General features: G+C 26.9%; 16 protein-coding genes and 1 CRISPR repeat array. Of the genes, 14 read left to right on the plus strand and 2 right to left on the minus strand.

Translation table 11 applies throughout. The features are described from left to right. The first annotated feature begins 2 nt into the window (after positions 1-2). The 5 genes from cas5b (at position 3) to cas2 (ending at position 4,896) form a co-directional block, all read left to right on the plus strand. Positions 3-734: a type I-B CRISPR-associated protein Cas5b gene (gene cas5b, locus CKV72_RS04425; RefSeq protein WP_095177591.1), complete on the plus strand. Its 732-nt coding sequence runs from the start codon at positions 3-5 to the stop codon at positions 732-734. Positions 735-795: 61 nt separating this feature from the next. Then, positions 796-3,105: a CRISPR-associated helicase/endonuclease Cas3 gene (locus CKV72_RS04430; protein ID WP_095177592.1), complete on the plus strand. Its 2,310-nt coding sequence runs from the start codon at positions 796-798 to the stop codon at positions 3,103-3,105. A 15-nt stretch (positions 3,106-3,120) separates the two neighbouring features. Further along, positions 3,121-3,642: a CRISPR-associated protein Cas4 gene (cas4, locus tag CKV72_RS04435; RefSeq protein WP_095177594.1), complete on the plus strand. Its 522-nt coding sequence runs from the start codon at positions 3,121-3,123 to the stop codon at positions 3,640-3,642. Next, positions 3,642-4,628 carry a type I-B CRISPR-associated endonuclease Cas1b gene (gene cas1b / locus CKV72_RS04440; RefSeq protein ID WP_095177596.1) on the plus strand — a complete coding sequence of 329 codons (987 nt, stop codon included), beginning with the start codon at positions 3,642-3,644 and terminating at the stop codon, positions 4,626-4,628. The genes cas4 and cas1b overlap by 1 nt, the downstream gene beginning before the upstream one ends. Positions 4,629-4,632: 4 nt before the next feature. Then, on the plus strand, positions 4,633-4,896 hold the full coding sequence (gene cas2, locus CKV72_RS04445) for a CRISPR-associated endonuclease Cas2 (protein WP_095177598.1): 264 nt from the start codon (positions 4,633-4,635) through the stop codon (positions 4,894-4,896). 208 nt (positions 4,897-5,104) lie between these two features. Next, positions 5,105-8,032: direct repeats of the CRISPR family, unit length 29 nt; unit sequence GTTTTATATTAACTATGTGATATGTAAAT. A 63-nt stretch (positions 8,033-8,095) separates the two neighbouring features. Here the strand turns inward: cas2 and istB are convergent. After that, entirely contained in the window at positions 8,096-8,791 is a 696-nt protein-coding gene (gene istB / locus CKV72_RS04450) for an IS21-like element ISCbo2 family helper ATPase IstB (RefSeq protein WP_095178360.1), read from the minus strand. A gap of 97 nt (positions 8,792-8,888) precedes the next feature. Here istB and tnpA point away from each other — a divergent pair, with 97 nt between their 5' ends. The 8 genes from tnpA (at position 8,889) to CKV72_RS04490 (ending at position 16,545) form a co-directional block, all read left to right on the plus strand. Continuing rightward, positions 8,889-9,221 carry an IS66 family insertion sequence element accessory protein TnpA gene (tnpA, locus tag CKV72_RS04455; RefSeq protein ID WP_095177364.1) on the plus strand — a complete coding sequence of 111 codons (333 nt, stop codon included), beginning with the start codon at positions 8,889-8,891 and terminating at the stop codon, positions 9,219-9,221. Then, positions 9,215-9,565 (plus strand): IS66 family insertion sequence element accessory protein TnpB, encoded by a 351-nt coding sequence (gene tnpB, locus CKV72_RS04460; protein WP_095177365.1) that lies wholly within the window; start codon positions 9,215-9,217, stop codon positions 9,563-9,565. The genes tnpA and tnpB overlap by 7 nt, the downstream gene beginning before the upstream one ends. An 89-nt stretch (positions 9,566-9,654) precedes the next feature. Continuing rightward, positions 9,655-11,289, plus strand: a complete 1,635-nt coding sequence (tnpC, locus tag CKV72_RS04465; protein WP_095177366.1) for an IS66 family transposase — start codon at positions 9,655-9,657, stop codon at positions 11,287-11,289. A gap of 128 nt (positions 11,290-11,417) precedes the next feature. Next, on the plus strand, positions 11,418-11,840 hold the full coding sequence (locus tag CKV72_RS04470; protein ID WP_242955742.1) for a restriction endonuclease subunit S: 423 nt from the start codon (positions 11,418-11,420) through the stop codon (positions 11,838-11,840). Between the two features lie 122 nt (positions 11,841-11,962). After that, on the plus strand, positions 11,963-12,166 hold the full coding sequence (locus CKV72_RS04475) for a hypothetical protein (protein WP_095177600.1): 204 nt from the start codon (positions 11,963-11,965) through the stop codon (positions 12,164-12,166). 75 nt (positions 12,167-12,241) lie between these two features. Beyond that, positions 12,242-12,961 (plus strand): RhuM family protein, encoded by a 720-nt coding sequence (rhuM, locus tag CKV72_RS04480; protein ID WP_095177602.1) that lies wholly within the window; start codon positions 12,242-12,244, stop codon positions 12,959-12,961. A 21-nt stretch (positions 12,962-12,982) separates the two neighbouring features. Beyond that, entirely contained in the window at positions 12,983-16,270 is a 3,288-nt protein-coding gene (locus CKV72_RS04485) for a type I restriction endonuclease subunit R (protein WP_181814539.1), read from the plus strand. 83 nt (positions 16,271-16,353) lie between these two features. Further along, positions 16,354-16,545: a hypothetical protein gene (locus CKV72_RS04490; RefSeq protein ID WP_095177604.1), complete on the plus strand. Its 192-nt coding sequence runs from the start codon at positions 16,354-16,356 to the stop codon at positions 16,543-16,545. Positions 16,546-16,648: 103 nt separating this feature from the next. Here CKV72_RS04490 and CKV72_RS04495 read toward each other — a convergent pair whose 3' ends face one another. Next, positions 16,649-18,088 carry a PucR family transcriptional regulator gene (locus CKV72_RS04495; protein WP_095177606.1) on the minus strand — a complete coding sequence of 480 codons (1,440 nt, stop codon included), beginning with the start codon at positions 18,086-18,088 and terminating at the stop codon, positions 16,649-16,651. 131 nt (positions 18,089-18,219) lie between these two features. Here CKV72_RS04495 and CKV72_RS04500 point away from each other — a divergent pair, with 131 nt between their 5' ends. After that, positions 18,220-20,160: an NAD(P)/FAD-dependent oxidoreductase gene (locus tag CKV72_RS04500; RefSeq protein WP_089867519.1), complete on the plus strand. Its 1,941-nt coding sequence runs from the start codon at positions 18,220-18,222 to the stop codon at positions 20,158-20,160. Positions 20,161-20,199 lie beyond the last annotated feature (39 nt).

Raw genomic sequence — 20,199 nt, forward strand, 5'->3', positions numbered from 1 at the left:
TAATGAAGGCAATTAGACTAGAAATTTATCAGAACTTAGTTAACTATAAAAAACCTACAAGCTTTCAATTAAAAGAAACATATCCATTGCCACCATATTCAACGGTAATAGGTATGATACATGCTATATGTGGTTTTGAAGAATATAAAGATATGGATGTAAGTATACAAGGAAATTATCATTCTAAGGTCAATGATTTATATACTAGATATGAGTTTGCAGGGGCCACCTTTGAAAAAGGAAGACATAATATAAAACTTTATGGGGACTCAAAATACTATGGTGCTATTAGAGGGGTATCTACTTGCGAATTATTGGTAGATGTAAACTTATTGATCCATATAAAACCTAAAGATGAAACATTACTTAATTTAATATATGAAAATTTAAAATCACCTAAAGAATATATATCTTTAGGAAGAAGAGAGGATATTGCAGTAATAAAAGATGTTAAATTAGTAGATATAGAGCAATCCGAATTAGAAGAAGATACAAGTTTAAAATATGATGCGTATATTCCAATAAAGTATTTTGATTTAGATGATTTTGTATCTAATGCAACTGTTTATAAACTAAATAAAAGTTATAAAAAAGTGTCTATTAAAAAAGGTACAGAAATTAGGCAGTGGAATAAAGTAGAGGTTATTCATGGAGCTATGAGAAAAAATACAATAACAGAAGATACTGAGATATATAAAGATATTTCTTCAGGGGATTTGGTATTTTTTGCATAATAAAGATAGAGGTTTCTCTATCTTTATTATTTACAATTAAAAGTGAAAGGGGAAAGTAATAATGGGAAATCCTTTTCTTGCAAAAACTAAAAATAGGGAAACAATTATAGAACATACTGATAAATTATATAAAAATTTTTTAGATTTAAAGAGAATTTATCCTAATGTAGAAAATTTAGATTGGTACATTTTAAAATTGGCTTGTTTATATCATGATTTAGGGAAAATGAACATAAAATTTCAAAATAAATTGATAAAAAAATTAAATGCTAAAAGTTTAGAAGAGGGTAGAGATGATATTATAGAAGAACTTAAAGATAATTTTTATGAAATAGATGAAATACCTCATGGATATTTAAGTGCTGCTTTTTTACCTAAACAAGAGTTAAAAGAAAAATATAGTAAAGATGAATTAAGAATTTTATATCAAAGTATATATTATCATCATACTAGAGATAAGCTTGAAAACCATGACAATTTAATGATTATAGTTAAAGAAGAATTAAGTAATTATATAGATGAATTCAATTATGATAAAATACCTAAAATAGAAAAGCTTAATCCATCTTTTATAAAATATGTTAAAAGAAGAATTCCAGACGAAAGGGATTCAAATGAAGTTGCTAAACAATACATAGTTACTAAGGGATTATTAAATAAGATTGATTATTCAGCTAGTGGGGATATTGCTGTAGAAATAGAAAATAAAAATTTATTTAAAAAGACCTATGATTATTTAAAAATTGGAGGTTTTAAACCTAATAAACTTCAAGAATATATGATAACTCATCAGGAGGATAATAATATAATAAGAGCATCTACAGGTATTGGAAAAACTGAAGCAGCATTATTTTGGATAGGAAATAATAAAGGCTTTTTTACACTACCTTTAAAAGTATCTATAAATGCCATTTATGATAGAATTGTGGATAAAATAAAATTTGGAAAAGAAAATACTGCATTGTTACACTCAGAAACTTCTCTAGAGTATTTAAAAAGAAATAATAATGAATTAGATAAGGAATATATAAATAAAACTAAACAATTATCACTTCCGCTAACTGTTTGTACATTAGACCAATTAATAGATTTTATATTCAAATATGAAGGATATGAATTAAAATTAGCAACACTTTCTTATTCTAAGCTTGTAATAGATGAAATCCAAATGTATTCTCCAGAGTTAGTAGCATATTTAATAGTAGCGTTAAAGCAAATAACAGAAATGGGAGGAAAGTTTAGTATAGTAACTGCTACATTACCTCCAGTGTTTACACATTTTATAAAAGATAATGTAAAAGATTTAAAAATTCCTGAACCTTTTTATAAAGAAGTAGAAGGAAAGATGCAATTAAGACACAAACTAAACGTTATAAAAGAAGATATAAATGTAGAGCATTTAAAGAAAAATTATAAAGATAAAAAGATTTTGGTTATAGTAAATACAGTAAAAAAAGCTCAGGAAATATATGATGTGTTGCAAAAAGAATTAGTTGAAAACAGTTTAGTAAAAGATAATTATATAAACATGTTACACAGTAGATTTACAAAAGAAGATAGAGGAAAAAAAGAAGACGAAATATTAACTATGGGTAAATTAGAAAATAAACAGTGTGGTATATGGATTACAACTCAAGTAGTTGAAGCAAGCTTAGATATAGATTTTGATTTATTATATACAGAGCTTTCCGATATATCTGGATTATTTCAAAGAATGGGTAGGGTATATAGAAATAGGACTTTAAAAGATAATATTACAAATATTTATGTTTATGTTGGAGCTAATAAGTTCACTTCCGGAATTGGAAATAGTGATAAATCCATAATAGATAAAGATATATTTAATTTATCTAAAGAAGCTTTAATAAATTATGTAGGAAGTAGTGATGGAAAAGAAATTAATGAAGTGGATAAAATGAATTTAGTAGAGAAGGTCTATTCTGTTGAAAACTTAGGAAATACTGAGTATTATAGCAAGATAAAAAATGTAATAGATAAAATGAGTGATATAAAGGCTTTTGAGTATAATAAAAAGGATATTAATTTAAGGAATATAGAAAATACTAATATAATACCTAAAGAGGTTTATGAGGAAAATAAAGATTTTATACAAGAGAATGCAGATTTAATTAACAATACTAATAAATTAAACGCAAGGATAATAGCTAGAAACAATATAAATAAATTTGTGATTTCTATACCTACGTATGAATTTAAACGTGCTAATGAAAATGGATATATTCATGATTTTGTTGAAATAAGTGAAAAGGTAGAAATACCTGTGATGGCTTATAAATATAGCAATGCAAAAGGTCTTGAAAGACCTAAAGAAAATATGAAAGAATTTAATGAACAAAATCAATTTATGTAGAGTTTAGGTGATTATATGAAATTTAATTTAGATAATTTTAAAACTCAAGGGGTAAAAATAAATTATTATTATGTGTGTAAAAGAAAATTATGGTTATTTTCAAAGGGAATAACTATGGAACAGAATAGTGACAGGGTGTTAAGTGGAAAATTAGTACATGAAAATTCTTATAAAAGGAGTAAAAATAAAGAAGTATTAATAGATGATATATTAAGGCTTGATATATTAGAAGATGATTATGTTAAAGAAGTAAAGATAAGTAGTAAGATGCCTATACCAGATAAAATGCAGTTAGTTTATTATTTATTTTATTTAAAAAATATAGGTATATACAAAAAAGGTATGATAAAGTATGTAAAAGAAAAGAGAATTGAAGAAATAGAGCTTACTAAAGATTTAGAAGAAGAAATAAAAAGAACTTTAATAGATATTAAAAATATAGAAAATAGTAATTGTCCTCCTAAATTAATAAGATTACCTTATTGTAGAAAATGTTCATATTATAATTTTTGCTTTGTAAGGGAGGAGGATGATTAATGTTTAAGGATTATTATATATTTAATAATGGAAGAATAAAACGCAAAGATAATACTATATATTTTTTAAATAAAGATGGTAGCAAAAGAGCATTACCTATAGAACAAGTAGATAAAATACATTTATTTGGTGAAGTAGATTTAAATACTAAACTTTTAAATTACATTAGCAGATATGGTGTTATATTTAATTTTTATAATTATTATGGGTATTACTCTGGAAGTTATTATCCAAGGGAGAAGAATGTTTCAGGATTTTTATTAGTAAACCAAGCAATACATTATCATTATTATGACAAAAGATTATATTTAGCAAAATGCTTTATAGAAAGTGCAGCACATCATATACTTAGAAATTTGAGAAGATATAAAGATAAAACTAGTAATCTTATGGAGAAGATACAAATTGAAAGAGAAAATGTAAAAAAGGCGAATACAATTCAGGTGCTTATGGGTGCAGAAGGAAGAATGAGAAAAATATATTATGAGGCATTTAATAGTATATTGAAAAAAGATATATTCCAATTTAAAAAAAGGGAAAAAAGGCCACCTACAGACCCAATAAATGCATTAATATCATTTGGGAATAGTCTTATGTATACTACAGTTTTGGGTGAGATATATAAAACTCAGTTAAATCCTACAGTAAGTTATTTGCATGAGCCTTCTACTAAAAGATTTTCTTTAAGTTTGGATTTAGCTGAAATATTTAAACCTTTGATAATAGATCCAATTATATTTAATCTGGTGAATAATAACATTATAAGAAATAAAGACTTTTTATTTGAAGAGGGAATTTGTTTTTTAAATGAAGAAGGAAGAAAAAAATTCATTTTAAATTATGAGAAAAAACTTCACACAACTGTTAAACATAGAAGCTTAAATAGAAAGGTTTCTTATCAGATGTTTATTAGATTAGAGTGTTATAAATTAATAAAACATCTAATAGGTGATGAAAAGTATAAAGCGTTAAAGGCTTGGTGGTGATATAATGTTTGTAATACTTACATATGATGTGGAAGAGAAAAGGATAAATAGAGTTAGAAAATTACTTAAAAAATATTTAACATGGACTCAAAATTCTGTTTTTGAAGGTGAAATAACAGAAGGTAAACTTCATAAGTGTTTATGTGAAATAGATAAGATAGTAAATAGAAATTCGGATTCAGTATATATATACATTGTAAAGAATTCTAAAAATATAACAAAAAGTGTAATAGGAATTGAGAAAAGTTTTAATGATTTATTCTTGTAAAGTAAAGTTTTATTTGTAAATCTGCAGTAAAGGTAAAATTTAAAAAAACCACTTCTAATTATTGATTTAACTAAATTAGAGTGATGTTTTTTAAAATACCTAAAAACATTATCGAAGGTTTACTGCAAAAACTTTAAATTTATGATATACTTGATATGGAACAAACTTAGTGATTTCAATGCTTTGGCTGTATTTAAAATTTAGGGGGGCTTTATATTAACTATGTGATATGTAAATTACGATATTTAAGCCAGAACCACTGCATTGGGCACGGTTTTATATTAACTATGTGATATGTAAATTATTTAGAAGCTACTAGACAACTTAAAGCAAATACAGTTTTATATTAACTATGTGATATGTAAATGTTATAACTAAGAGTATGGAGGATATTGGTTTAGAGGTTTTATATTAACTATGTGATATGTAAATTCTATTGCAGCAGGTGGATTTTTAGCAATGGCAACTGTTTTATATTAACTATGTGATATGTAAATACTGGTGATATGAATTTAAGTAATGTAGAACACATTGTTTTATATTAACTATGTGATATGTAAATACATACTTGCATCTTCTTCGCTTGCTAATTTACTTATAGTTTTATATTAACTATGTGATATGTAAATGTATATTGGTTATTTTCAACTTCTTTTAAGAGTTCTAGTTTTATATTAACTATGTGATATGTAAATCTTATATGCCGAACTGATTTATTGTGTTCTATAACTCGTTTTATATTAACTATGTGATATGTAAATCCTGTGGTAATACTTCCACTATTTTCATCGACATAAGTTTTATATTAACTATGTGATATGTAAATCCAAAGATAGCAGAAATAGAAGAATTTAAAGAAATAATGTTTTATATTAACTATGTGATATGTAAATCCGATAATATTGGAAATATAACAATAGGGGTTAATGAGTTTTATATTAACTATGTGATATGTAAATATCGCTTTATAATTTCTTGTATCTTTTTCAAATATTAGTTTTATATTAACTATGTGATATGTAAATTCTTTATATATTAGTCGCGGTAGCAATTTTAAATAATTGTTTTATATTAACTATGTGATATGTAAATTAAGAATAGATATATAAAATATGTAAATTAATTAAACAGTTTTATATTAACTATGTGATATGTAAATGGAATTGACGTTGGCTACAGCCATACAAAAGTATAGTTTTATATTAACTATGTGATATGTAAATCCAATTAGCATGTGTGGGAACTTATTCATATCTACTATGTTTTATATTAACTATGTGATATGTAAATTCTTTTATGTTATTCATTGTTTATTCCTCCAGCACGTTTTATATTAACTATGTGATATGTAAATCATGTCGCTTATAGTTAGTTACTATTTTATTTACTATGTTTTATATTAACTATGTGATATGTAAATATAGTATATGGTATTGCAAGTGCTTTGGGAATTTACGTTTTATATTAACTATGTGATATGTAAATCGATCACTCTACGCATGTTGTACGAGTTGGAGGCGTGCGTTTTATATTAACTATGTGATATGTAAATGGAGAAAATGAAGAGGATAACGAAAATTTGTATGCTAGGTTTTATATTAACTATGTGATATGTAAATCTAAAGAAGATATAGAAAATGTAGACAAGAAAGTAGATAGTTTTATATTAACTATGTGATATGTAAATTACACACACATCTAAAAACTTATACAGCAACCTCCTAGTTTTATATTAACTATGTGATATGTAAATCTCTCAACTCAATTAATGTCATGATAGCGTAGTTGGCGTTTTATATTAACTATGTGATATGTAAATACAAAAGATACAATGGAAAGAATTGCTATTGCTCTTGTTTTATATTAACTATGTGATATGTAAATGAAGGAGACAACGGGGTATATGTAGTAGACGGATGGGGTTTTATATTAACTATGTGATATGTAAATTCTTTAGTAAGATACACGCTGCTGTAGAAACTTGTATTGTTTTATATTAACTATGTGATATGTAAATTAAAGATATACTACCAATTTTAAAGAAAATAAAAACGTTTTATATTAACTATGTGATATGTAAATTTGTATATATTGTTATAATTTCTGTATTAAGTGTATTGTTTTATATTAACTATGTGATATGTAAATAAATGTTACAGAGTATAAAACTACTTATCAACTTGAGTTTTATATTAACTATGTGATATGTAAATTGTCTATATTGTAAAATAACTTTTCAAATTTGAAAAGTTTTATATTAACTATGTGATATGTAAATCACTTCATTAGAATCTTTATTAGTTGGAATATTTAATGTTTTATATTAACTATGTGATATGTAAATATGTCGTAGGTAGGAATAATCCCTCCATCGTGATAATGTTTTATATTAACTATGTGATATGTAAATTGGTGTTTTTTAAAGTTTGTGTTTTACTTTTTAGGGGTTTTATATTAACTATGTGATATGTAAATTCGTTATCTGGAATATGCATAAAAGATAGCAGATTTATGTTTTATATTAACTATGCGATATGTAAATTTATTTATATTATATAATATGTGTCAGAATAAAAAGTTTTATATTAACTATGTGATATGTAAATTTGTATCTGTTGCAAATCTTCTCAAAATCATTGCTAAGTTTTATATTAACTATGTGATATGTAAATGATGATCCATACCTCTATGAATTTTTCTGTTACATCTGTTTTATATTAACTATGTGATATGTAAATTGATATATTGAAAGGTGGATTAGTGATTATTACATCAAGTTTTATATTAACTATGTGATATGTAAATCTTCTTATTGCTATTTTCATTTGACCATCCTTTCCTTTGTTTTATATTAACTATGTGATATGTAAATTTATGGAATGGTAAAGGAACAGTACAAGTAATCCCTAGTTTTATATTAACTATGTGATATGTAAATAATGAAAATGATTATGAGAGTTTTGGATTTGGTGATGTGTTTTATATTAACTATGTGATATGTAAATTATCCTTTTTTATAAAACATGAGTGAGTGGAGATACGTTTTATATTAACTATGTGATATGTAAATTTTAGTGATGAACTTAGAAAAAATATTAATCAAGAATGTTTTATATTAACTATGTGATATGTAAATAAGGACATGGTATAAATGTCAAGATTAAAATGTAACTTTTTGATCATTTAAGAATGTAGTTTTTTACTCATCGTCATCTTTAAAATGATCTTTTAAGCGATAAGATTTTCCATTAATAGGTACAACATGAGCATGGTGCAATATTCTATCCAAGATAGCATTTGCAATAACAGGATCATAGAAAATATCATCCCATGCATTGAAATTTATATTAGTCGTTAAAATTGTACTTTTTTTCTCATATCGCATATCAATGAGTTGGAAAAATAATTTAGAGTCTTCTTTATCTATCGGTAGATAGCCTAGTTCATCGATTATTAGGAGCTTATACTTACTAAAATGTTTAAGTCTAGAATCTAATCGATTCTCTAAATTTGCACGTTTTAATTGCTGCAATAAATCATGACATTTAATAAAGTATGTACTATATCTACGTTTTGCTGCCGCAATTCCTATAGATGTGGCAAGATGCGTTTTTCCTACTCCGCTAGGACCTAGGAATACTATATTTTCTTGTGTATCTAGAAACCGTAACGTTAAAAAATCTAATATCTGCTCTTTATTAATACTAGGTTGAAAGCTGAAATCAAAGTCTTTAACCTCTTTTTTATGAGGAAAAGCGCCTACTTTTACCATAGATTTAATCATATTGGCTTCTTTAAAATCTATTTCATAAGCTGTAAGCTTAATAAGAGCATCAACAAAGGATAAATTATTTTTGGTAGAAAAATCAATGACTTCGTCTAAATGATTAATCATTTGTTTAAGTTTTGTAAGCGTCAAAAATTAAGTATCTAGAAAACATACCATCTCATTGATAAACTTAAGTAAAAGATTATCAATGGGAGGTTTACTTATGTATAAAAAATTAGATAATGATGCTTGGGAGGAATATTTAAATAAATTTAACTCTGTTAAAGATACAATAACAGTGAAAGATTTCTGTGCTGAGAATAACCTTAATAAGAGTCAATTTTATTACCATAAAAAAAGAGTAGAAAAGGCAATTGAAAGTAAAGAACCTGTTTTTCAGCCTATTTCTTTGAATAGTAAAGTTGATAATACTAAAGAAAATAAATCTACATTAAAAGAAGTAAAAATTAATGTAGGCAATGCTAATATCCTTATTCCTGTTAGCGAAGCTACTTTAATAACAGCAATAATTAAGGAGTTAATTCTAAAATGTTAAATATAGATAAGGTAGAAAAAGTCTATCTTGCCTGCGGTTATACGGATTTAAGAAAAAGTATTGATGGTTTAGTTATGATAGTGCAAAACCAATTTAAGTTAGATCCTTTTGATAAAGCACTATTTGTTTTTTGCAACAAGAAAATGGATAAATTAAAAATTCTTCACTTTGACGAAGGTTTTTGGCTATATTATCACCGTTTAGAAGCTAATCGCTTCAAATGGCCAGCGACAGCTGCCGATGCATTAAAGATTAATATTGATGAATTACGTTGGCTTTTAAAAGGCTATGAAGTAAGAACAAAATCTAAATTTAAACCTGTAAAAGCAAGTAACTATTATTAAAAAAATATCAACTTTGAACCCTTGAAGTATAGTAATTTCAAGGGTTTTGTGGTATAATAGAAATATCAAATAAAGCTAAAGGGGTAACTATGAGTCACGAATTTTTAACTAATGAGCTTGATGAAAATACAAAAGCATTAATTGAAAAAATGGAAAATGAAATTAATGAAAAAGATAAAGAATTAAGCTCAAAAGATGAAGAAATAAGAAAACTTAAAAATGAATTAGAATTCTTAAAAGGTGTTATATCTAATAGAAATAGAAAGATATTTGGAGCATCCAGTGAACAAGTAGATGTTAATCAATTATCTTTTTTTAACGAGGCTGAAAAACATAGTGATTCAAAGGTAGAAGAACCTACTTTAGAGGAAATTACATATAAAAGAGCTAAGAAAAGCAATTATACTGGAAAGAAAGATAATTTAGCTAATTTGGAAAGAGTTGTTGTTGAACATAAATTAGAAGGTGAGGATCTTAACTGCAGAGAATGTGGTAAAAAGCTTACTCCTATCGGAGTTAAATCTAGAAAAGAGATTGTTAAATACATTCCTGCTAAATTAATAATTGAGGATCATGTTATTTATAGCTACGCTTGTAAAACATGCGAAAGAGCCACTGGTGAAAGTAAAATAATTTCACCAGAAGCCCCTAAAACAATTTTTTATAATAGCATGGCCTCAAATGAGTTAATTGCACATACTCTAATACTTAAATATCAACATGCAATGCCACTATATAGGCAAGAAACTTACTTTGATATGATGGGAGCTACTCTTTCAAGGCAAACTCTATGCAATTGGACTATGTCTGCAGCAGATGCTTTAGAGCCGATATATAACCATATGAAAAAAGAATTGCTTAGCCGTAATTACATTCATGCTGATGAAACTACTCTTAAAGTAATTAATGATAATGGCAAAGATTCTAAATCTAAAAAGTACATGTGGTTATATATGAGTAATACTAACTCTAAGCCTGTGATCTTATATGATTACCAAAGCACTAGATCAAGCTCTTGCCCTAAAAATTTCTTAGGAGATTTTAAAGGTTTTCTCCAAACGGATGGATATAATGGATACAATTCCGTTAGCGGAGCTACAAGAGTATATTGCTTGGCTCACATAAGAAGATATTTTCATAATATAATAGTAGATTTAGATGAAGAAGCCCTAAAAAATTCTAGAGCAATAATAGGGTTTAATTATTGTGAGCAAATTTATAAACTTGAAAAAGAACTTAGAGAATCTTATTCAAATGATGAAAATTATTATGATATTAGATTTAAAATAAGAACTGAGAAACTAGCTCCAATTATAGATAACTTTATTGATTATGTTGAAAGAGAAATAAAAGATGCTCTTCCAAGAAGTCCGTTAGGTAAGGCACTTGAGTATGCTAAAAAGCATTTACCAGGATTAAAAAATGTATTATTAGATGGTTCTCTAGAAGTTGATAATAATGCTGCGGAAAGAGCAATTAAGCCTTTCGTTATAGGAAGAAAAAATTTCTTATTTGCTAACACTGCTAAGGGTGCAACTGCAAGTAGCAATATTTATAGTATTGTTGAAACTGCCAAGGCTAATAATTTAGTTGTAGAAAGGTACTTAGTCTATCTATTTGATAATCTATCAAAGATAGATATATACGATAGCGAAAGCTTAGAGAATCTTATGCCTTGGAATGATAAGATTCCTGAAAATATGAAAATTAAAGATAAAAAATAAATTAATCCTAGTAAAGCATATTCTTGCCTTACTAGGATATTTTAATACTATTCTTGGAATTATTAAAGGTGCTAAAACTTTGACGCTTACAAAAATCAACAGAAATAGGTGGGGAATTTATAATTCCATTGGTAGGTGCTAGTACAATTATGGGTTATGTGGAAGGATATAATTATAATGAACCAATTTTAGTTATTGGTAGAGTTGGAACTCATGGAGTTATTCAGAGATTCAATAGTAAGGTATGGGCTTCAGATAATACATTAGTTATTAAATCAAAATACTATGAATATACTAATCAAATATTAAAAACTATAGATTATAGTTCATTAAATAGAGGTTCTACACAACCGTTAATTACGCAAACTGATATTAAAAATCAAAAAGTTGTAATACCTGTATGTGATAAACTGCTGGATTTTGAAAAATTAGTAGGGAGTCTATATATATTAGTTAATAATAATTTAATAGAAAATGATAATTTAATAAAATTAAGAGATACTTTACTCCCAAAACTCATGTCAGGAGAAATAAGAGTACCACTAAAATAATTGAAAATTGAAAATGGAGAATGGAGAATTGTTTAATAAATTAAAGAAGAATTGAAAATTATTAAAAGTTAATTTTCAATTTTCAACTCTCAATTCTCAACTCAAAAAAGGGGTGTTGTTTAATGAAATTTGGAATGCGTAAACCTAGTTTAAAGAAAAGAATATCAGCAAGAACAAGCATTAAAAGACAGATTATTCATAGGGCAGGATTTAAAATGCCAAGAGGTTGGGGATGGCTTAGAGATCCTAAAAAATATGCTTATAACAAGGTTTATAATAGAACTACTTTTGATATTTTTAAGTTACTTAAAAAATTGTTTGAATGAAAAAATATATAATGGAGGGTGAGAAGTTAATTTAATTTTCAACTCTCAATTTTAAAAAGGGGTGTTTATACAATAGTGAATGAAAACATAGAACCAAAAGAAGGGAAAATACTTTTTTATAAAGCTGAGGATGGAAATATAAATTTAGGAGTTTTATTCTCAGGAGAAACCGTTTGGCTTACTCAAGCTCAAATGGCTGAATTATTTGGAAAAACGAAGCAAAATATAAGTTTGCATATAAATAATATATTTACTGAAGGTGAATTGGATAAGGATTCAGTTGTCAAGGAATACTTGACAACTGCTAATGACGGTAAAAAATATAAAACAAAATATTATAATCTTGATGTTATTATATCCGTAGGATATAGAGTTAAGTCTATCCAAGGTACTCAATTTAGAATTTGGGCTACTAAAACTTTGAGAGAATTTATTATAAAGAGCTTTGTATTAGATGATGAAAGATTAAAGAATGGTGTTCATTTTGGAAAAGACTATTTTGATGAACTTTTAGAACGCATTAGGGAGATAAGAGCTTCTGAAAGAAGATTTTATCAAAAAATTACAGATATATATGCAGAGTGTAGTATTGATTATGATAAAAATTCACAAGTAACTAAAACTTTTTATGCTACAGTACAAAATAAACTACATTGGGCAATTACAGGACATACAGCAGAAGTGGCAAAAAAATTAGCTGAAGGTGAATATGAAAAGTTTAGGATAGAACAAGATAGGTTGTATGAATCAGATTTTGATAAAGAAATTAAGAGTTATTTAAAAGGTTATAAATAAACATAAAAAGGGGGATGTGTTTTGAGTTTTATGGAAAATTTTACAGAGGATTTATTGGAAGAAGCAGCCATAGAGATATTTCAGGACATGGGTTATAGCTATATTTTTGCTCCTGATATATCCTGTGATGGGGATTATCCAGAAAGACAAGATTATAAAGAAGTTATTTTAAAGGATAGAGTAAAGGATGCTTTATTTAAAATTAATAGAGATTTACCTAATGAAGCTCTTGAAGATGCCTATAGACAAATTATAACTTTTAACAGTCCAATTCTTATAGAAAATAATAGGCATTTTCATAAACTTTTAACAGAAGGTATAGAAGTTTCTTATATGGAAAAAGGACAAATAAGAACTAAGAGAGCCTATATTGTAGATTTTGAAAATAAAGATAATAATGAGTTTTTAGTGACAAATCAATTTACCATTATTGAAAAAGAAGAGAGAAGGCCTGATTTAATAGTTTTTATAAATGGTATTCCTTTAGTTGTTATTGAACTTAAATCTGCTTCAGATGAAAATGTGGGAACCCATAATGCTTATAATCAAATCCAAACTTATAAAAGAGACATACCATCTTTATTTAACTATAATGCCTTTTGTGTAATATCTGATGGAATTAATGCAAAGGCTGGAACTATAACATCTAATGAAGAAAGGTTTATGAATTGGAGAACCATAGATGGAGAAAATATCGAATCTTTAGCTGTTCCTCAGTATGAAGTTTTATTTAAAGGTATGTTTGAAAAAGACAGACTTCTTGATATAATTGAAGATTTTATTTTGTTTCAAGAGTCTAAAGAAGAAGAAAAAGATTTAGATGGTAATAAAATAGGAGATAAAAAAACTATAATAAAAATACTTGCTGCATATCATCAATATTTTGCTGTTAAAAAAGCATTAGCCAAAACTAAAGAAGCTACAAGTGCTAATGGAGATAGAAAAATAGGTGTTGTTTGGCATACTACAGGTTCAGGAAAGAGCTTTACTATGGTGTTTTATACGGCACTTTTAGTAAAAAAATTTAATAACCCAACTATAGTAGTTATAACAGATAGAAATGATTTGGATGATCAGCTATATACTACCTTCTCAAAATCAGAAGATTTGTTAAGACAAACCCCAAAACAAGCTGATGTAAGGAAATTAACAGATGAACAGAAAGCTAAGCAAGCTAAAGAAAACACCAAAGAAATTAATGGACTTTATGATTTGTTAAATGATAGAGAATCTGGTGGCATTATATTTACAACTATTCAAAAGTTTAAACCAGACTTTGATTTACCTGCCTTCATTCCACGGGCAGGTAAACCTGCCCATGAAATGAAGGCAAGTTTAACAGATAGAAGAAATGTAATAATTATTGCAGATGAAGCGCATAGAAGCCAGTATGGATTGGAAGCAAAAACAGATACGAAAACAGGTGAAGTAAAATATGGATATGCTAAATATTTAAGAGATGCACTGCCTAATGCTTCTTTTATAGGTTTTACAGGAACACCAATTGAAAGTGAGGATAAATCCACGCCAGCAGTATTTGGACATTACATAGATGTTTATGATATGACAAGAGCTGTGGAGGATGAAGCTACTGTTAAAATATATTATGAAAATAGGGTAATAAAACTTGAAAGTGATGATGCGGAGCTTAAAAAGATAGATGAAGAGTTTGAAGAAATAACAGAAGGTCAAGAAGAGAATGAAAAGGAAAAGAATAAATCCAAATGGTCAAGGCTTGAAGCAGTAGTTGGATCACCTAATAGAATTAAAAAACTTGCACTGGATATTGTAAATCACTATGAGGAAAAATCTAAAATCATAGATGGAAAAGCAATGATTGTGTGTATGAGCAGAAGAATTTGTGTGGATTTATATGATGCAATTATAAAATTGAGACCAGATTGGCATAGTGATGATTTGGACAAGGGTAAAATTAAAATTGTTATGACAGGAAGTGCTGGGGATGAGGAAAGACTTCAAAAGCATATTGGAGGAAAGCAAAGAAGAGATACTCTTGCTAAAAGAATGAAGGATAATGGTGATGAGTTAAAAATAGTTATTGTTCGTGATATGTGGCTTACAGGTTTTGATGTTCCTTCTATGCATACTATGTATATTGATAAGCCTATGAAAGGTCACAATTTAATCCAAGCAATTTCAAGGGTTAATAGAGTTTTTAAAGATAAAGCAGGTGGAGTTATAGTTGATTATCTAGGTATTCTTGAAAGTCTTAAAAAGGCATTAAATGAGTATACAGATAATGATAGAAAAAATACTGGAATAGATACTTCTGCCGCAGTAATGGTTATGCAGGAAAAGCTTGAAATATTACAAAATATAATGCATGAATTTGACTATTCAGATTATATGGGTACATCACAGGTAGCAAGAATTAGAGCTATTACTGGTGGAATGAACTTTATTTTAGGAAAACCAGAAAAGGAGCAAAAGGAGTTTAAACAAATAGCAGTAGAACTTGCAAAAGCTCATTCTTTATGTGCAGCTACAACTGAGGGAAGAGAATGTGCACTTGAAGTAAGTTATTTTAAAGCAGTAAAAGCAAGTCTTACAAAACTTCAAGAAAAAAAGGTTCAGAAAAAATCTAAAAAAGAAATAGAAGAAAGAGTAAATCAAATGCTCCAGCGTTCCATAATATCAGAAGAAGTTATAGATGTATTTGATGTTATGGGTATGGAAAGACCTGATATTTCAATTTTATCTGAAGAGTTTCTTGAAGAAATAAAAAATATTAAATATAAAAATTTAGCTGCAGAAATGCTCAAAAAACTACTTGAAGGAAATATAAAGACCATGGAGAGAAAAAACCTTGTAAAGTCAGAAAAGTTCTCAGAAAAGCTTAAAAAAGCACTAAATAAATATAGAAATCAAGCCATAACTAATGTAGAAGTTATAGAAGAACTTTTAAAAATGGCAAAGGAAATGAAAAAAGATGCAGAAAATGAAAAAGATTTAGGAATGAATGAGGATGAAATTGCTTTTTATTATGCTTTAACTGCCGATGATGCTGTAAAGCAATTTATGGAAGATGATGTCTTAAAGAAAATAGCCCATGAATTAACTAGAGCTATTAGAAGAAATGTAACTATTGATTGGAGTGTAAGAAAAAGTGCCCAAGCAGGTATGAGAAGAATTATAAAAAGACTTCTAAAAAAATATGACTATCCACCAGAACAAGCTAAAAATGCATTGAAAACTGTAATGAGACAAGCAGAATTAATGTGTGGTAATGTGGAAAGTTATGAATATTATGAAGAAGTAGCAGAAAATGAAGGGGAGTATAGGGTTTAAAATTATGAAACTAAGATAGAAAAGATAAGTTTAAAATATATTTAAGAACGGATTATAGTGATTTACATTAGGAGGTATATAAAATGGAAGAATTAATAGAGGTTTTACAAGAAATTAGAAATGGTATAAATGACATGAATTTTAATATAGAGCAACTTAAAGAATCTGTTGAAGAATTAAAAGGTATAGGTGTGTATAATTCTATTTCAGATGTTTGTGATAAATTAGATGATGTATATTCATCTGTAACTTCAATTGAAATAGATATGCCATAAATATACTATTTAGAAAAGTTGGTTTAAACTGTTGTTATGGGTATGGGGGACGGTTAATGAAATTTCACCATAGTATTGGTGAAATTTCATTAACCGTCCCTTGTTATATTGTATTTCTGTGAATAAATAAGTCTTTAGCTGTTAAAGTTGAATTTTGATTGTTTTTTAAATATAAAAATAGGGTATGGTAATAATTTGTATTATTAATTTCATCATATTGATTCAAAGATTTTAACGATTTATGACAATATTCTTTTAAATTAATTTCTTTATTTATAAAAGAAATTAAATCATAAAACTGTAATTCTTCATAAAAAACTATGTGATAATTAGGTTTTAATATCTTCCCTAACTCTAAAGCCTTTAAAGATTGAATATAATATTTTTTGAATTCTAAAAGATTTATAAATGACTTACTTATGGCAAGCTTTATATTATTTTTTATTAAAAATTTTTCCCACGTATATTTTGCTTTGTTTATATCAAGATTTATATCATTAAAGTCATAAAGCATTATTATATTATTTTTATAATATATAGAATTTTTACCTTGAAATAAGTTTGTTATGTTTTTGCTTAAATAGTTATTTTTCTTACCATTTAAATTATAGTTTGAAATATCAAATGAAAAAACATAAAAGTATTTTCCTAAATTATGTTTAATATTTTTAAGCCTATCTGATAATATTTTAGAGTTTAAAATTTTATCTTCCAATAAGTCCAATAGTAAATTTTCGTAGGCTATATTATCAATATTATTATATAAGTTATTTTTTTTAATTTCCATTCCTATTATTTTACTAATCAATTTCAATGTATCGTTATCATTATCAGAAAAAGGTTTGTTAGAAGATAAAGCTAATAAGTAACCAGTTACTTTTTCATCAATTGTAACTTTGCAAACTAATTTTATTACAGGATTTTCACCACATATAACTTCAAAGGTATCATGATTTTTAGAAGCTTTTTTTAAATTTATAATTTTGTTTACTGCAACTATAAAATCATAGGAGCAATATCCATTCTTTATATTTTCCTTCCAATAGATATCAGTTATATCATAAGAATTGGAATAAGCTATTATTTTAAAACTATTATCTATTAAAATTAAGGGATTGTCTAATAGCTTTGAAGAAATTTCTATTATTTTATTTAAGCTATTTTCTTTAAGAATAGAATCTAAAAGAATAGCAGAATTATTTATTATCTCTAAATTATTAAATAAGAAATCCTTTGATTTATTAAATACTTCATAGATATCTTGATCACCATTGAGTTCTATTATATTATTGCAAGATGTATTAAATAATTTATCTATAGGAATATGTGCATCATTTATAAGCAATAGATTACAATAATTTGATTTGTATATTTCTTTTGGCAAATAAGAAGTTTTACCTACATATAAAATATCAGTTAAAAATATATTCTGATGTTTAGTTATAAGTTTGGTATCTACTATTTTTGAGGGCTTATTATTCATAAAAATATTTCTACTAATGTCTTTAAAATAATTATAAATATCATAAAAGTTTGAGTTCATGATAATACTCCTTTTTAATATATTATAGTGCATTGTGCACAAATTACACAATGGTTTTTGTAAATAACATATATAGGAATAAAAAGATATATATGTTATATTATTGACAAATATATAGGGAGGAGATTTATATGAAGTATGAAAATCTTTTTAAGAAAGGCAAAATAGGAAAATTAGAAATTAAAAATAGAATAGTTATGCCAGCTATGGGTACATCATTAGCTACTTCAACAGGAGAAGCATCAGATGAAATTATAAAATATTATGAGGAAAGGGCTAAAGGTGGATGTGGCCTTATAATAACAGAAATAACAAGAATAGATAATGAAACAGGAATAGGAACGCCTAATCAGCTATGTGCTACAGATGCATATCAAGTCCCAAGATTAGAAAAATTAGCAAGAGCCATACATAGACATGATTCGAAGATATTTCTTCAATTGCATCACCCAGGAAGACAGTCACATGGAGAACTAATAGGTGGGAAACAAATAGTAGCGCCAAGTTCAATAACTTGTAAAACAATTGGAGAAGAGCCAAGAGAATTAACAATAAAAGAGGTAGAAGAGTTAGTAAAAAAATTTATTAAAGGAGCTAAAATAGCTGAAATGTCAGGTATTGATGGAGTAGAATTACATGCTGCCCATGGTTACTTAATTGGACAATTTATAAGTCCTTTAACAAATATTAGAACAGATAAATATGGCGGAGATTTCAAAAGACGAATGAATTTTATAACTGAAATTATATTAGGAATAAAACGCGTATGTGGAAAAGATTTTCCTATTTCAGTAAGAATAGATGGAGATGAATTTGTAGAAGGAGGATTAACCTTAGAAGAATCAGTTAAAGCATGTGTTTATTTAGAAAGTATAGGAGTAGATGCTATAAATGTAAGCTCAGGTACATACGAATCAGGAGTAACCATTATAGAACCTATTTCATATCCTCAAGGTTGGAAAAGACATCTTGCTCAAACCATAAAAGATTCTATAAATATACCTGTTATTGCTTGTGATGTTATAAGAAAACCAGATTTTGCAGAAAAATTAATTGAAGAGAGAAATGTAGACTTTGTAGCTATAGGCAGAGGACTTTTAGCTGATGCTGAATGGGGTAAAAAAGCAAAAGAAAGAAGAGAAAAAGAAATAAGACCGTGTATATCTTGCTTATATTGTATAGAACAATTATCTAAAGGATCTTGTACTAAATGTGCTGTAAATCCTCGTATGGGCAGAGAATTAGAATATAATAAAATTGAGAAAAATGGCGAAGGAAGATTAGTTGTAGTTATAGGAGGAGGACCTGCAGGAATGGAGGCTGCAAGAATCTCTGCATTAAAAGGCTTTAAAGTTATTTTATTTGAAAAAAAAGATGTACTTGGAGGAAGCGTTTATTTAGGAAGTAAGCCACCTTTAAAGGAAAAATTAAATTGGCTTCTTGATAATATGGAATATCAAATAAAAGAATTAGGAGTGGAAATAAGATTAAATACATCACCAACTATAAAAGATTTAGAAGAATTAAATCCATATGCCGTATTTTTAGCTACAGGTGCTGAATCAATTGTTCCTAATATACCTGGAATAAATAAAGAAAATGTATATACAGTAATTGACGTATTAGAGGAAAAGATTAAAATTATCAATAGCAATGTAGTTGTTATAGGATCAGGACTTACTGGACTTGAAACAGCAGAATATATTGCTGATAAAGGAAATAAAGTTACAGTAATTGAAATGCTTGATAAAATAGGAGGAGATGCCTATGCATCGAATTTATATGATGTAACTTCAAGACTTAAAAAATATGGAGTGGAATTTCTAACTTCTACTAAATTAATAGGCATAGAAGATGAAAATATTAAAGTGGAAAGTACAATAAATGGTGAAGTAAGTACTATAAAAGCAGACAACGTAATTCTTTCACTAGGGGTTAGATCAAGAAGAGAACTATTAGACGAATTAGAAGAACATTTCTCAATTGTAAAAGTTGTTGGAGACACATATAAACCTGGAAGAATAGCTAATGCTATACATACAGGTTTTGAAAAAGCTTACGTGTTAGAATAATAGTTATGTAAAAATATAGTATTCTTGTTATTAGATGAA

This window comes from Clostridium cochlearium (assembly GCF_900187165.1).
GTDB classification, from domain to species: domain Bacteria; phylum Bacillota; class Clostridia; order Clostridiales; family Clostridiaceae; genus Clostridium_G; species Clostridium_G cochlearium.

What these genes read in the sequence shown, in the direction of transcription:
- cas5b (WP_095177591.1), top strand. Translation starts at nt 3, where the DNA reads ATGAAGGCAATTAGACTAGAAATTTATCAGAACTTAGTTAACTATAAA.
- CKV72_RS04430 (WP_095177592.1), top strand. Translation starts at nt 796, where the DNA reads ATGGGAAATCCTTTTCTTGCAAAAACTAAAAATAGGGAAACAATTATA.
- cas4 (WP_095177594.1), top strand. Translation starts at nt 3,121, where the DNA reads ATGAAATTTAATTTAGATAATTTTAAAACTCAAGGGGTAAAAATAAAT.
- cas1b (WP_095177596.1), top strand. Translation starts at nt 3,642, where the DNA reads ATGTTTAAGGATTATTATATATTTAATAATGGAAGAATAAAACGCAAA.
- cas2 (WP_095177598.1), top strand. Translation starts at nt 4,633, where the DNA reads ATGTTTGTAATACTTACATATGATGTGGAAGAGAAAAGGATAAATAGA.
- istB (WP_095178360.1), bottom strand. Translation starts at nt 8,791, where the DNA reads ATGATTAATCATTTAGACGAAGTCATTGATTTTTCTACCAAAAATAAT.
- tnpA (WP_095177364.1), top strand. Translation starts at nt 8,889, where the DNA reads ATGTATAAAAAATTAGATAATGATGCTTGGGAGGAATATTTAAATAAA.
- tnpB (WP_095177365.1), top strand. Translation starts at nt 9,215, where the DNA reads ATGTTAAATATAGATAAGGTAGAAAAAGTCTATCTTGCCTGCGGTTAT.
- tnpC (WP_095177366.1), top strand. Translation starts at nt 9,655, where the DNA reads ATGAGTCACGAATTTTTAACTAATGAGCTTGATGAAAATACAAAAGCA.
- CKV72_RS04475 (WP_095177600.1), top strand. Translation starts at nt 11,963, where the DNA reads ATGAAATTTGGAATGCGTAAACCTAGTTTAAAGAAAAGAATATCAGCA.
- CKV72_RS04490 (WP_095177604.1), top strand. Translation starts at nt 16,354, where the DNA reads ATGGAAGAATTAATAGAGGTTTTACAAGAAATTAGAAATGGTATAAAT.
- CKV72_RS04495 (WP_095177606.1), bottom strand. Translation starts at nt 18,088, where the DNA reads ATGAACTCAAACTTTTATGATATTTATAATTATTTTAAAGACATTAGT.
- CKV72_RS04500 (WP_089867519.1), top strand. Translation starts at nt 18,220, where the DNA reads ATGAAGTATGAAAATCTTTTTAAGAAAGGCAAAATAGGAAAATTAGAA.